General features: G+C 61.2%; 15 protein-coding genes. 10 read left to right on the plus strand and 5 right to left on the minus strand.

The window, feature by feature from the left end; genetic code table 11:
* Positions 1-433 precede the first annotated feature (433 nt).
* The 5 genes from QWI75_RS00415 (at position 434) to QWI75_RS00435 (ending at position 4,791) form a co-directional block, all read left to right on the plus strand.
* Positions 434-943, plus strand: coding sequence for a cupredoxin domain-containing protein (locus QWI75_RS00415; RefSeq protein ID WP_289266704.1), 510 nt, complete (start codon positions 434-436; stop codon positions 941-943).
* Positions 944-1,096: 153 nt separating this feature from the next.
* Entirely contained in the window at positions 1,097-1,555 is a 459-nt protein-coding gene (locus QWI75_RS00420; protein ID WP_289266705.1) for a hypothetical protein, read from the plus strand.
* Positions 1,556-1,590: 35 nt separating this feature from the next.
* Positions 1,591-2,154: a hypothetical protein gene (locus tag QWI75_RS00425; RefSeq protein WP_289266706.1), complete on the plus strand. Its 564-nt coding sequence runs from the start codon at positions 1,591-1,593 to the stop codon at positions 2,152-2,154.
* A 10-nt stretch (positions 2,155-2,164) separates the two neighbouring features.
* Entirely contained in the window at positions 2,165-2,536 is a 372-nt protein-coding gene (locus QWI75_RS00430) for a hypothetical protein (protein ID WP_289266707.1), read from the plus strand.
* Positions 2,537-2,730: 194 nt separating this feature from the next.
* Positions 2,731-4,791: a sigma 54-interacting transcriptional regulator gene (locus QWI75_RS00435; RefSeq protein ID WP_289266708.1), complete on the plus strand. Its 2,061-nt coding sequence runs from the start codon at positions 2,731-2,733 to the stop codon at positions 4,789-4,791.
* 268 nt (positions 4,792-5,059) lie between these two features.
* Here QWI75_RS00435 and QWI75_RS00440 read toward each other — a convergent pair whose 3' ends face one another.
* On the minus strand, positions 5,060-7,009 hold the full coding sequence (locus QWI75_RS00440) for a cytochrome ubiquinol oxidase subunit I (RefSeq protein ID WP_289266709.1): 1,950 nt from the start codon (positions 7,007-7,009) through the stop codon (positions 5,060-5,062).
* Positions 7,006-7,149, minus strand: a complete 144-nt coding sequence (locus tag QWI75_RS00445) for a hypothetical protein (RefSeq protein ID WP_289266710.1) — start codon at positions 7,147-7,149, stop codon at positions 7,006-7,008. Before QWI75_RS00445 ends, QWI75_RS00440 begins: the two co-directional genes overlap by 4 nt.
* 571 nt (positions 7,150-7,720) lie before the next feature.
* Between QWI75_RS00445 and QWI75_RS00450 the strand changes: the two genes are divergently transcribed.
* Complete coding sequence (locus tag QWI75_RS00450) at positions 7,721-7,852, plus strand: hypothetical protein (protein ID WP_289266711.1); 132 nt, start codon at positions 7,721-7,723, stop codon at positions 7,850-7,852.
* 546 nt (positions 7,853-8,398) lie between these two features.
* On the opposite strand, the gene QWI75_RS00455 is transcribed toward QWI75_RS00450, so the two are convergent.
* The 3 genes from QWI75_RS00455 to QWI75_RS00465 all read right to left on the minus strand — a co-directional run bounded on the left by QWI75_RS00455 (position 8,399) and on the right by QWI75_RS00465 (position 10,554).
* Complete coding sequence (locus tag QWI75_RS00455; protein WP_289266712.1) at positions 8,399-8,692, minus strand: hypothetical protein; 294 nt, start codon at positions 8,690-8,692, stop codon at positions 8,399-8,401.
* A gap of 210 nt (positions 8,693-8,902) precedes the next feature.
* Positions 8,903-9,565 (minus strand): superoxide dismutase, encoded by a 663-nt coding sequence (locus QWI75_RS00460; protein WP_289266713.1) that lies wholly within the window; start codon positions 9,563-9,565, stop codon positions 8,903-8,905.
* Positions 9,566-9,612: 47 nt separating this feature from the next.
* Positions 9,613-10,554 (minus strand): sugar phosphate nucleotidyltransferase, encoded by a 942-nt coding sequence (locus QWI75_RS00465; protein WP_289266714.1) that lies wholly within the window; start codon positions 10,552-10,554, stop codon positions 9,613-9,615.
* Positions 10,555-11,270: 716 nt separating this feature from the next.
* On the opposite strand from QWI75_RS00465, the gene QWI75_RS00470 reads away from it, so the two are divergent.
* The 4 genes from QWI75_RS00470 to QWI75_RS00485 are packed head-to-tail and all read left to right on the plus strand — an operon-like array spanning position 11,271 to position 13,472.
* Positions 11,271-12,227 (plus strand): VTT domain-containing protein, encoded by a 957-nt coding sequence (locus tag QWI75_RS00470; protein ID WP_289266715.1) that lies wholly within the window; start codon positions 11,271-11,273, stop codon positions 12,225-12,227.
* 51 nt (positions 12,228-12,278) lie between these two features.
* Complete coding sequence (locus QWI75_RS00475) at positions 12,279-12,395, plus strand: SDR family oxidoreductase (protein ID WP_289266716.1); 117 nt, start codon at positions 12,279-12,281, stop codon at positions 12,393-12,395.
* Between the two features lie 49 nt (positions 12,396-12,444).
* Positions 12,445-12,723, plus strand: coding sequence for a YciI family protein (locus QWI75_RS00480; protein ID WP_289266717.1), 279 nt, complete (start codon positions 12,445-12,447; stop codon positions 12,721-12,723).
* Positions 12,720-13,472 carry an oxygen-binding di-iron domain-containing protein gene (locus QWI75_RS00485; protein WP_289266718.1) on the plus strand — a complete coding sequence of 251 codons (753 nt, stop codon included), beginning with the start codon at positions 12,720-12,722 and terminating at the stop codon, positions 13,470-13,472. The genes QWI75_RS00480 and QWI75_RS00485 overlap by 4 nt, the downstream gene beginning before the upstream one ends.
* The last annotated feature ends 124 nt before the right edge of the window (positions 13,473-13,596 follow it).

The following is a 13,596-nucleotide window of genomic DNA, read 5'->3' on the forward strand; positions in this document are numbered from 1 at the left end:
TTGTACCTTCCTGCCCTAGGACATAACGCGACATTGTTGCGTTTCTCCCCAGGTTCGAGCCTGGTTCTCCGGATACATGCCGAAATTACTGGGGATTCACTGTGGCAAGGGTTTCGCACAGCGCATTCGCAGGAGCTGAGGCAATGGCAAGCATGTCGAGAACGGAAGGCCGCGGTGAAGGGATGGACGCGATGGAGCGTGGGAATGATCAGGGCAAGAGGGTGACGTCGGCGGCCTGTCATGTTGCCTTCAGTCACCTCGACGGGTACATCAAGCATCAGTCCGTCGGGCCGATCTGATATCCGTCGCAGGGAAGGAGGTGAGGGGCTGGGGAACGACCGGTTCGAGATTGATCGAGGAGCAAAGCGACGCACAGGATATGCACATTGAAGAGGAACGGATGCGGAACGCATCCGCGGAGGAGGGAGACACCATGAGAATGAGAGGATGCCCCAAAACAATGTTGGCGGTGCCCCTCGCGCTGGCGGCGCTGACGCTGCCGGGGCTGGGAACCGGGAAGGCGGATGCCCAGGCCCCTGGGATGGCCGCGCCGGTTCAAGAGTTGACCATCGTCATCAAGGACCGAGACCATGGGTATGAGCTGTTGAAGGGGACGGCCATGGCCGGGTCGTTGATGAAGATCACCGTTCGGAACGAAGATTCGGTCACGCACGGGTTTACGTCCCATCTGTTCCAGAATCTCCCGGTGAAACTGGAAGGGCAAGGCAAGGAGGTCAAGGGGAAGAAGATCAGGAGCTTCCACCTTGATCCGGGACAGGTGATGACGCTCACGTTCACCAAGCCGTCGGACGTGCAGCGCGACGGGCTGTACGGCGGAAATGAAGCCTATACGCAGTACCACACGATCTGGTGCGATATTCACCCGGAAGTGCGCGGCGAGTTGCTGGTCGTTGAAACCTCCGGCGTCCCTGGAGGGGGATGAGTTGGACGCTTGAGAGGGTGGAGAGTGGACCGTCGCAGCCCCGGCCGGCTTGATTGTGGAAGCCAGGCCGGGGCTGCGGCATTTCATGGAAACGACGGAACAAGAGCGGATGGGCCCGATCACGCCGTGTGCTGAATCAGGGGATGGGATAACATGAGAAGATCGCGGCGACAACGGTTCCTCGGCGGGCCGGCGCTGGCGGTTCTGGCCGGCACCGTGGCGTTAGTCAACGTGGCCTGGGCCGTGGAGATCCACTTTATCGCCGAAGAACGTGGCGAGAAGCGAGCCGCCTGGGTGCCTCAAGAGGTGGTGGTTCACCGCGGCACGGAGCTGCAGGACGGGCTGGTGTTGGTCTTGAAGAATCCCACCTACCGCACCCATGCCTTCGCGGCCTATGGACTCTTTGAGGAAACGATGGGCGCCAACGGCAATCTGATGACGAGACCCTTGCGGGTGACGGTGATGCCTGAGGATGAGGTTCGCGTCCAGATCAGCACGGCGCAATTTGCCACAGGCGGGACCGTGTCGGCGAGGGTGGAGGAGTTTCCGTTTTTTTGTCCGTTGCACAAGGGAGACGCGCATGCCGGGGGAACGATCCGGGTCGTGCCGTGAACAGGCGTCGAGGACCGGCTCAAACAGGAGGACTCATGTGTGAACCGGTCCGGCGGTCTGAAGCGCACGAAGTCATCCGGATCAGACAGGCGGGCGCAGACCGTGGAGAGCTGGGCCGGCGGCCGTTCCTCCATCACGTCAGGGTCGCATGGCTGGGTCTCTTGCTTGGCGTAGGATTTGGGTTGACCCTCGGAGTTGGCATGCTGGGCCAACCGACTCTCAGCCTGGCCAAGGAGTTGCACTTTGTGGTGCGCGATGTCGATGGCGCGCAGGCCGTGTGGTTTCCACGCGAAGTCCTCATCTCCCGGCAGCAGGATTTGACGGAACCCCTCAGCTTCCGGCTTGAGAATCCGTCTCCTCGAACCCATGTCTTCGAGGCTCCGGGGCTGTTCGAGTCGTTTGAAGAAGGCGGCATCATGTCGGCCAGGCCCCTTCGCATCACCATTGCGTCGGAGGAAACCCTGTTGGTTGAAGTGGACAGAGACCGCCTGGCGGACGATGTGGTCGGTTCCCAAGGAGACACGATGATCTATCGCTTTTTCTGTCCACTCCACCGGAACGATGCGGATGCCGGCAGTCGGATCAAGGTCATCCCGTAAAGGGGGAGTCATGGCACAGGCGATCAGCTCGCAAAGAAAGTGGGTCTTGTTCCTGTCCCTTCTGTTCGCCACAGCCATGCTCTGGGCGGCGATCGCCATGGCGGTCTGGTCGGAAGGTTGGCTGGACCAATTGACCGGATTTATCCTGCTGCAACAGGGAACGGCACAGGCCAAGGCCGAACCGGGAACGTTCGATCCCTATATTGGGCAGGTGGCGTTGATGCGGAGCCTCTACGGTCGGAATGATGTGGACAGGTCCTATCTTGCGATGAATCGACCGATGGACATGTTGGAACAGCGCGACGGAGGGATCAGCCCCGAAGCCGCCGATGCCATCTGGGATATTGTTATCAGGTCACCCCGTCGGCGTTGCACGATGTGAAGCGCCACAAACAATGGTGGGACAAGACCGTCGAGTGGGAGAAGTGCTTCTGGGAGGAGTGAAGGCTCTCCAAGTATAAGCCAGCCATCCGCTCCCTCCCGCCTTGCGCGCTAGCACCGCCAGGACGCTTCCTCTTATAATGGGCCGGCGCCGATCGCGTCGGCGCGCAGAATTGCGCGCCATCCACGATGCCTATGCCGGAAGCCCATCCCCTTATCGAACAGTATCAGGCGCTCTTGGAGGTGTCGGAGGCGATCGCCCGGCATCCGGACCTCCCCGCGCTGCTGAAGGACCTCGCGCGACGCCTGCCCCGGATCATTCCGGTGAACTTTGTTGGGTTGTCGCTTTACGATCCGGAACGGCAGGTCATGCGGTTGCACAGTTTGGAGGCCAATGTGCCGGCCGACATCATCGGCGGGCATGAGGACGAACTCGATGCGACCCCCGCCGGCCTGGTCTGGGAGACACAGCAACCGTTGCTCATTCGCAATCTATCGGACGAACGCCGGTGGCCGCAGGTCATCGCCCGCATGCAGGAAGACGGCGTACGGTCCTGTTGTCTCCTTCCGCTGACCAGTTCCGCCCGGAAACTGGGCGTGTTGGAGTTCGCGAGCCTCCAGGCCGACGCCTACGGGAAGACCGATCTGGACTTCTTGCAGCAGGTAGGACGCCAAGTGGCCGTGGCGGTGGACAATGTCTTGAACCGGGAAGCCGCCTCGGCCTCGCAACAGGATGTGGAGCGCCAGCGCGACCGGTTCGGCCTCCTGCTCCGGATGACCAACGCAATGGTCTCCAAACTGGAGCTGCGGGAGCTGTTCAGCGCAGTGAGCCTCTCGTTGCGCGAGGTGGTCCCGCAGGAATATGCCAGCCTGCTGCTCTACGACAGCGAGCAGAACCGCTTTCGCCTCCACGCGTTGGATTTTCCAGATAACAAAGGCCTTTTGGCCGAAGGCTTGACGACGGACGCGACCGATTCCCCTGCGGCGGTCGCCCTGCGCACCAAACGGCCGGTGGTGGCGGGAGAAGAGGAGTTGGCCGCATTCGAGCACGAAGTGATCCGGTTGCTCCTCCAGAAGGGATTCAAGTCGCTCTGCTCCCTTCCGCTGCTCTCGAAGGACCGCGCCCTCGGCTGCCTCAGCCTGGGGAGCCGCCGCGCCAAAGCCTTTTCGCCCTCCGACGTGGAATTCCTGAGCCAGGTCGCCGGCCAGATCGCACTGGCCGTGGCGAACTCCCTGGCCTATCAGGAGATCACGCAACTGAAGGACCGGCTGGCCAAGGAGAAACTGTATCTCGAAGAGGAGATTCAGACGGCCTATAACTTTGAGGAAATCGTCGGCGAGAGCAAGCCCCTCAAGCGGTTGCTCAAGCAGGTGCAGACGGTCGCTCCGACGGATTCCACGGTGTTGATTCTGGGTGAAACCGGGAGCGGCAAGGAGCTGATCGCCCGCGCGCTGCACAACCTCAGCGACCGGAAGGACCGGACGTTCGTCAAGCTCAACTGCGCGGCCATCCCGACCGGCCTTTTGGAAAGCGAGCTGTTCGGGCATGAGAAGGGCGCCTTCACGGGAGCCATCAGCACCAAGATCGGCCGGTTCGAGCTGGCGGACCGGGGCACGATCTTTCTCGATGAGGTGGGAGAGATTCCGCTGGAACTGCAGGTCAAATTGTTGCGGGTCTTGCAGGAGCAAGAGTTCGAACGGCTGGGCAGCACCCGCACGGTGCGCGTGGACGTGCGCGTGGTGGCCGCCACCAACCGCGACCTTTCCCAGATGGTCGAGGAGCAGAAGTTCCGGAGCGATCTCTACTATCGGCTGAACGTCTTCCCGCTCACCGTGCCGCCGCTCCGGGAGCGGGTCGAGGACATCCCCGTGCTCGTGCGCCACTTCGTCCAGAAGTTTGGCATGCGGATGAAAAAGCGCATCGAAACCATTCCGGCCGAATCGATGAAGGCGCTTCAGCGCTATTCGTGGCCCGGCAACGTCCGCGAGCTGGAGAACTTCATCGAACGGTCCGTCATCCTCACCGCCGGAGCGGACCTGTTCGTGCCCCTCTCGGAATTGAAACCCCACCAGGCGGTCTCCGGGAACGGTGTCCCCACCACGCTGGAAGAGGCGGAACGGGAGCATATCCTCAAGACCCTGCGCGAGACCAACTGGACGATCGGCGGCGCGGCCGGCGCGGCGGCCCGCCTCGGCCTGAAGCGCACCACGCTCCAGTCCCGCATGCAGAAGCTGGGGATCACGAGGCCGCGATAGCGCCGACTTTTCGCAAACGTCGAGCAGCCGGCCTCGACTCCGGCGCAATCCATGCCCTCTTCAATCTGTTTCATTTCCACATCTCCTTGATAGTGGTCCCAACAGCTCGAGGATCTGTGCTCATCCTCGCGGGAGAACGGTCATTGCTGGTCGGATGCGCATCGTCGCGGCTCACTGGCCGACACCCATCCGGAATATCGGCTCGGCCGGTCATTGCGAAACCGGCCGAACCCGATGGCATCCGACGACGTTGGCCACAGGGCGGCGATCATGACCGCCCGACAGGGGACGTTGTCAGGTTTGGGCTCGATGCCGCCGCTTTTGTGACCGGTTGTTTCTCTCCCAACGACGCCAACCAGAACACGAACAGGATACTGATCCAGAAGAACAGCACGTTGAACGAGATCATGTTGGCCGCGAACCCGACCGTATGGGTGTAGGCCCAGGGGGAGTTGTCGCGCATGATCTCGTTGACATGCCAGAACAGGCGCACCGACGAGCGGATATAGCCCATCAGCGCCATCATCCAGGTAAACTCCGTCGCGAGCATCACCAACGCATATTGCGAGCGCGCCGTCATCTTCCCCCATTCGACGGCGCCTTGCCGCGTGGCGCCCTTGAGCATGGCCAGATTGAGGGCGGTCATGAGCAGCAGGCACGACAAGGTCGTCGCGACCTGGGGCACCGAGAGCCCGACCCGGACGTTGGCCGGAATGTAATAGCCGTAGACGGCCAACCACACGATGTTCGCATAGGCCAGGGCAAAGAACACGCCCATGAAGATGTTGCCGAATTTCCGCCACGACACGGCAGCGACGAGATTGCCCCGCTGATACCAGATAAAACTCAACACCGTCGTGACGATCATCACATTGATGCCGCCGTTCTTGGCGGACATCACGCCGTAATTCCCCAGCACCGGATGCTGCTGGCCACCCATCGCCTTCAATTCCGCCGGCGTCATCACCATGGTGTGGGGGGTGATGAACACCAGAAAACCGGCGAACATGATGAAGACCAGATACTTCACGTATCGCAGATAGCGTTCGGCCCCGGGCATCCGGCCGAGGCATTGCCAGAGATAATAGGTGGTGGTGAGGAACAACGCTCCGATCATGGTGGCCTGGATGATGAACAACCAGGCCAGCAATCCTCCCATGAGCGTGATCCCCATCTGCTGGCGATAGGCGTAGACCTCCCGCATCAACCAGTACCCCGCGAACGGCAGCGGAATCAGGAAGAGGACGGCGATGAACATGGCCACGTAGCCCATCCAATCATAATGCGCGCGTTCCTCTTGCGTGCGCGCCGAGAGAAACCGATAGGCGGCATAGGCCGCCACCACGCTCCCGCCGAAGGCCATGTTCCCGAGGATGCGATGCAGGTTCAGCGGATTCCAGAGCGCCGTATGGATGACGTGCCAGATGTTGCCCAGGTACCGGCCCTGCTCATCGACGCCAGCCGGCGACATCATGAAGGCGATCCACGAGTTCGCCAGGAACATCAGGGCCGTGCCGATCGTGTTCAACATCACCGACATGCTGAGGTGCACCCACTTGAGGAACCCGGTCTTCATCTTGTTCCATCCGTAATAGTAGATGTAGAGGGTGCCGCTCTCCGCCACGAACAACAGGGCATAGAGGTGCATCACCGGCCGAAAGATGCCGGAGAGATAGCCGAAGAAGGTCGGATACAGCGTCAAGAACGTGAACAGCAGGATGCCGCCGAGGATGGCGGTCAAGGAGTAGGCGGTCAGGCTGATCTTCACAAAATCGTAGGCCAGCCGGTCGTAGCGCTCCCCGAGGGACCGGTCCTTCGTCACGATTCCGAGAAACTCGATGATCATGCAGAAGATCGGCACTGCGAGCACGAAGCTGCCGTAATAGAGATGCTGTTGATTGGCGAACCAGATCAAGATCCGACTCTCGAAGTTGTAGCGCGGATAATGGATCTGGTCGTTGCTGGTCGCGGGAGCGGGCGGGCCGCTCACCACGCCTTCCGTTTTGTAATACACGTCGCGGGCGGTTTCGGGTCGCATGCTTGGATCGATCTCGGCCTGTCCGGCCGGTTCGGACGGCGGATCGGGAGCTTCCGCGGACGACGCCGATGCCGCCAGCAAGCAGCCGGACAGCAAGATCGTGACCGCGGACATCGCGAGGGACAGCAGACATGCGGTACGAAGCGCACACGGTGCTCGCAGTATATCCGTCCTGTTCATGGCGTCCTCCTCTGTCGCCAGATCCTCTCGATGGCAGGGGTCCGCTTTAACGGCGGAACCACGAGCCAGATATTCGTTCCGGCAAACACAAACGCACCGACCACACCGAGCAACAACAGTCCCATATCCAATTCCGTCATGGGGCACCTCCTTCCATCCCTCGCAATGTTGGTTGCTCCGCTGCGAGCGGATGCCTGTGCCCCTGACCACGCAACAGCCGTGCCGCTGCCCCTGTTCGCGATCACTCTGAAACTGTGAGAGAAACCGGCCGTGCCGTGCATCCTTGTGGAAACAACACGGTGGATTTTCACTATCCATCGTGATCGGTCGTGGTCACGAGCGACCGCCAAAAGCGGAGGATGTTCTTGAAGATCTCATGATGGGGTGGAAGGACAGAGCGCAGAGGCGGGCAGGCGAACGGCAATGAAGGGGGAGCTTCAATCACACCGTGCAATGGCACGGTGCCCCGTGAAATATCGCGAGTGATGCAAGAGCGGTTGACCTGACGCACATGGGCTCATGGACGGGTACGGAAGCTTGATGAAGAGTTCTTCATCCTCTGTTCGGATCTTGTTCATCTCGCCTCGGTATCCTGCGCTCAGGAAGAAGGTGTTGTCGTGGGAGGCTCGTAGGCCACAATTGCGGTTGTCTCCGTCCCGCTCCGTTAAAGCCAGCGCCGGATTCGTGGCCCGAAAGGAGGGAATATTGATCATGCCCTATGCCGAGGTGGCGCTGCTGCTCGTGACGGCGTTCTGGGGCGTGGCGCTCTGGCGCGCCTATACAGATGAGAGGCCGTATTATCCGACTGTGCCTCGTTCGGAGAACAAGCGGAAGGCGGACTGAATGGAGGGGTTTCCGAGATCGAATCGTTTCGGTTCAGGTCTGCGATTGCGTGACAGATGCGATCACGTGCCGTCTGGATTGGTCCGGAAGAGAGCATTTGCTGTTCCGCCCATTCTTCATCGTTTGTCACAATGCGCTCAAGGTCTCGCCGGCAAAAGAACGGCCGGCAACCTTTGACGTTGCCGGCCGTTCTTCCCTTCCGAGATGCAGACGGTTACGACGGCTTCTCGTCCCGATATGAAGCGACCATTGCGATCGCCCATGTCAGGAACATCAACGCACCTAAAGCCTACGCCGGATAAATTGGCACTCCTCCCTTTTCCATTGGCAACCCTCCTTTTCCTTTGTCGCAATGTTCTCTTCAGTCCATAGCACCCCGAAGGCGGAGACAGCCCGCTATCTGAACGCAGGTTCTCCGCCGGCTGTCTCCAGAGCCTCACTGATGAAGATGAACCGGGAATGAAGCCCTCGTGAAAAGTTGCTCATCTTCCGTTCGGGATCAGCGACAGACTGCTGAACAGCCGGCCCCTGATCCGGATGCTCCTCTTACACCGCTATCGGCAAGGGAGCCGCTTCATCCACGATAGCCCACTCGATGTCCTCTTCAGCAACGCCCTCGAACTTCGCTGCGATGACCTCCCGCGCCTTGGCTTTGGCGGCGTCGACAGCATGCTCCTTGATCCCAAACTCCGCACCCCCGTAGACGTGCTCTCCACGAGAGCCAATGATCACTCGATTCCCCATTCCATATCCCATCAGAGTCTTATAGGGTACCCAGGCGGTTCCGTGCTTCCGCTCCTCAATGAAGATTCTGCACATGACTTTCTTCTTGACCGTCACAAGCCCCTCCTTTCATACGCCGTATGTCGTGCTTGCAGGGAAGCCGTCCTCTCACTCTTGACAGAGTCCTTGCCGCCGGCACTCATCGGAAGCATCTTCGCCCGCACCACGAACTGATCCGGAAACAGGGTGCCCCATGAGTCAGGTCGAATCGGCCTCGATGCCGTTGCACCGCTCCGGCTACGAGACCTGGGCCTTCAGATGCACGCATCAGGATCCGTAGAATTCCTTTCGCATCCGTTCCATGCGCGTTCTCGCGCATTCGTTCAACCGTTCGTCCACTGCCTCCCAGTGAACGTTCGAGAAGAAGGTCTCGACGTACGTCCGCCGTTCCGACGGCGCGTAGTCGAGCAGGAACGCATGTTCCCACAGATCCAGCACGAGCAAGGGCACGAAGCCGGCGACGGTTCCGACCTCATGCGAGCTGATCCAATGGTTCGACAATCGCCCCGTCATCGGATCGTAATAGCAGATGGTCCACCCTACCCCGCGCATCGAGGCCGTGGCGACGAAATCGGTTTTCCAAACGTCATAGGACCCGAAGCTGGCTTCGGCCGCCCGTAAGAACGACGAGGAACGATCCGGATCGCCCGTCCCCTGCCGAATGAGATTGCCGAAATAATATTCGTGCAAGACCATCCCGTTGTATTCGAATCCGAGGCGGCGGGTCAGTTCCGAGAACAACGGCATGTCATCCTGAGCGACAGGGCCGTCCGTCAGAAACGCGCGAATCCGTTCGCTGAGGCGATTCGCCTCACGGACGTACCCGTGATAGAGCGACAAATGCAGCTCCATGGTCCGTTCCGACATACCGTTGAGGCCGCCGAGATCGAACGGCTTGGCTTGATAGGGAAGCGTGGCAATTATGGTCACTACCTCCTTCTTGATTGACCGACTCGAATATCTCATGCTAGCGCCGCTCACCCCGCGTGAAGCAGTTCAGGCGCCTCCTCCGCGAAGGTCGGTTGTTTGCCGATCTTGTCGAGCGTCTCCGTGATCCTTGTCGGGTTCCCCCAGTCGCTCCACAGGACCCCCCGCATCTCCATGACCGCCAGCCGGTCCGGTCTGCGCTGCAGGAGATGCGAGGAGAAGTTCCTCCGCGGCATGGTTTCATAGATGGCGGAGAGCACCTTTGGCTCATCGGTTGTGTCGATGGCGCGTGTCAAGCGATCGAAGAGGCCCATCACTTCCGGGAAACAGTCCCGCCCGAGATCCCAGAGCTGTTTGCCTCCGGCCGCCAGCACCATCGTGTTCCAAAGGCCGCCGGCGTCCTTGGCCCGTCGTGCGGCCACCTCATCGGGTTTTTCGACGAAGCCGTCCACCGCTAAGATGGGAGCGTCCCCCGTCCAGCCGAGAAACCGGCCGGGACGAATCCATCCGTACTCCAATTCCAGGGAATCCGGCCTTGCGGCCAGGAGGACGGGCCGTCCCCCGAGCAGCTCGCTTCCCCGCGCCGCATGTTCCACCGCCGAGACAAACCGGTCTTTCGGATAGATGAAATGATCCGAGGGATAGACCGCCACGCTGGCGCCGGGATCGCGCGCCAGGATGTAGGCGAGCGGGAGAAAGATCCCGGCCGCCGTGTCCCGATTCTCGGGCTGCAACAATACGATGCCTACCGGCCTCCCATCGAGCTGGTGCCAGACCTCCGGTTGATGGTGCCGAGCCGCCACCACGACCACTCGCTCCCAGGGCGTGAGCAGGGACGCGCGGTCGAGCGTGTGCTGGAACATGGAGCGGGTCCCGACGAAGGCGCAGTATTGCTTCGGCTTGGCCGATCCCAGCCATCGCCGGATGAATGCGCTCGTCCGGACTCCGTCCCCTCCCGCCAATACAATCGACCACAAGTGCCCTCGTGTCATCTCCTTCTCCTTTCGGTCGTCCAGTTCACTGACCTCGTCGGCTCTTGTCTTGAAAGGACTGTACGGTCGGAAGATGAGAAGCCGATGAACGGACCATGAAGATGTCTTCATGATCGGGCGGCGCGGTCCTGCTCGACATGAAGCGCACCACTCTCCAATCCCGCATGCAGAAGTTGGACATCTCGCGGCCACGGCAGCGCCGAACTTTCGGCAGGCGCCGAGAAATCGGCGCTGCTGTTTCGTCATCGCTTCCCATCCGGCTCCGCTCACGTTGCCGGCGTTCCCGGTAGAAACCTTCGTTCAACGGCCACTTAGACTGGCATGCTCGGTCTGTCTGCTTCAGGAACGGGCTATGCTCATGCGCGGGCGAAAGAGGTGGCTAAGAGACCAGCTCATTGTTGAAAGTGCCGGAGAGGAGGACATGATGAAACCAGGCAAGCACCAGATCGCTGCGGCTTCGTGGGTGTATGACCGACGGGCTGCGAAGCCTTGCGAGCACCGCCGAACGTTTCTCAACGGAACAAGTCGGACCGTCATGGACGCGAGCGGCTCGCTCGCCATTACAGCCTGGACCTGCGCCGATTGCGGCGGCCTGATCGAAGAGGTTCACATTCTGTCACGCGGCAACAGGTATTCAAGCAGGGCCAGCCGGTATCGGGGTGGCGCTGACGCGACCGGTGGCTCATGAGCAAGGTCTGGTGAAGGGATGAGGCCCAATGGAATTCCTGACTGACGTTCTGCATCGCCATGGCGCGCTCATCGTCTTCGGCGTCGTCTTCGCCGAGCAGGCAGGACTTCCTCTCCCCGCCTGGCCGCTGTTGGTAGCGGCGGGGATCCTGATCGGGACGGAGCACATGGGATTGGTTCCGGCGGTCGGCGCGGCGTTCCTCGCTACCCTCTGTGCCGACGGTCTCTGGTACCTTGCCGGACAACGGCGCGGCCGGCCGGTGTTGGCTTTGCTCTGCAGAATCGCGCTCGAGCCTGACACGTGCATCCGGCGGACGGAGGAGTTCTTTCGAATGCATGGGCCTCACGCGCTCCTTTTGGCCAAGTTCGTTCCCGGATTCAGCACCGTCGCGCCGCCGCTTGCCGGTGTCGTCGGGATCGGTCCCCTGAACTTCCTCCTCTATGACTCGCTTGGGACGGCACTGTGGGTCGGCTCCGGACTGGCCCTCGGTTATGCCGTTGGCACGGGCACTCCTGAGATGGTCGCCCATGGGACTCACATAACGCCGCTTGTGGAAGCGACGGTGGCGGCGTTGCTGGCTGGTTGTCTCGGCGCGAAAGCGTGGCGGCGGCGAGCCGAGCTGAAACGGGCGCCGCGAATCACGGTGACAGAAGTCCTAGAGCGTTTGGAAGCGGGACAGGCGGTCCTCTTCGTGGACCTTCGCTCAACGGTTCACCGGCACGAAGTCCCGGGCATCGCCGGCGCAATGACCATGAGCATGGTCGATCTGGCCGGCCAAGCCGCTGTGCTTCCGAGAGACCGGGCCATCGTGTTCTATTGCGCCTGCCCGCGCGATGCGTCCAGCGCCGAGGCCACGTTGGTCCTGCGCCGGCTGGGGTTCGATCAGGTGTGGGCACTGGCCGGCGGTATCGAAGCCTGGCGGGCGCTGGCGGAAAAACCAGAGGTTGAAATGAGGGTGTCTGACGAGCAGGCCGTTGCCGCCTGACCGGTGGAATGCCGAGCGGAACCGCCCCGTGGAAGATGCCAAGGGGATTAGATGAAGCGGCTCGGCACGCCGAAGGACATCGCGGATGTGGTGGCGTTCATCGTCAGCGACGATGCAGGCTGGATCACCGGCGGCACGATTCAGGCCGGCGGAGGCGTGGTGATGTGAAGGGGGGAAGAGGGACGTATTCGGACGACAGGGACGAGGAGACGCGACCATGCGATTTCTTGATATGGTGCAGGGTCCCAAGGACTTGGAAGCGGGTGGGATGCGAAGCGGTCGGCTTGCCGCGGAGATGACGACAGACCGCGACCGGGCGCCGCGACTCATCTCGCGACTCAACGGCTGGAGGATTCGACCGAGCTCGAAGGGCGGGCGCATCCCAGACTTCGGAGCCAAGCCGATGGTGATCGATGGCCCCTTTGCCGAAACGAAAGAGCTGATCGGAGGCCGCTCGCTCATCCGTGCAAGGTCGAGGGAAAAGGAGAGGCGATGACGGACAACGCGAGAGTGGCGGAGATCGCCCCAGATCATTATGCGATCTCGATCTACGTTCCGGAATTCAACCTGCGGTTCAATCACTTTCTCATCAAGGACGACGAGCCGCTCCTGTTTCACACGGGGATGAAGCAGATGTTTCCGCTGGTGCGCGAGGCATTGGCGCGCGTCATCGATCCTTCCATGCTGCGCTGGATCTCGTTCAGCCATTTCGAGGCCGATGAGTGTGGGGCGCTGAACGATTGGCTGGAAGTGGCTCCGCTCGCGGAACCGGTATGCGGCTTAGTGGGGGCGCTCGTCAGCGTGAATGATTTCGCCGTTCGTCCGGCGCATGTCCTGGCACAAGACGAAATCCTCAAGACCGGTCGATATAGATTGCGATTCCGTCGGACGCCGCATGTGCCGCACAACTGGGAGGCTGGCCTTCTGTTCGAAGAAGTGACGAGCACCTTGCTCTGCTCCGATCTCTTCACCCATGAAGGAGACGTCGAGGCGCTCACCGAATCGGATGTGGTCGATCGCGCCCGGCGATCGTTGATCGAGGGCCAGAAAGGCCCATTTGCCCACGCCTATCCCTACACGCCGTTGACCGACTCCATCCTCCACGGACTGGCCGATCTCCGGCCGAAGCAACTGGCGCTCATGCATGGATCGACATTCGTAGGAGACGGCGCACGGGCGCTGCGGAACCTCGCGGTCGCCATGCGGGAAGTTCTGGGGCCCGGCCCCGACCGTACTGCAGACTGAGCCTCGACTTCTGGTTCCGCCAGGGACGAGCCATGCGGCTCACCAGGGCCGCAGTGGTGGCGCCGAGTCGATGCCATGCTGCAGTGGGTGGACGAGAAAGAGGACGGGCAACGCTCTTCTGAGG

It is taken from the genome of Nitrospira tepida, from assembly GCF_947241125.1.
GTDB classification, from domain to species: Bacteria; Nitrospirota; Nitrospiria; order Nitrospirales; family Nitrospiraceae; genus Nitrospira_G; species Nitrospira_G tepida.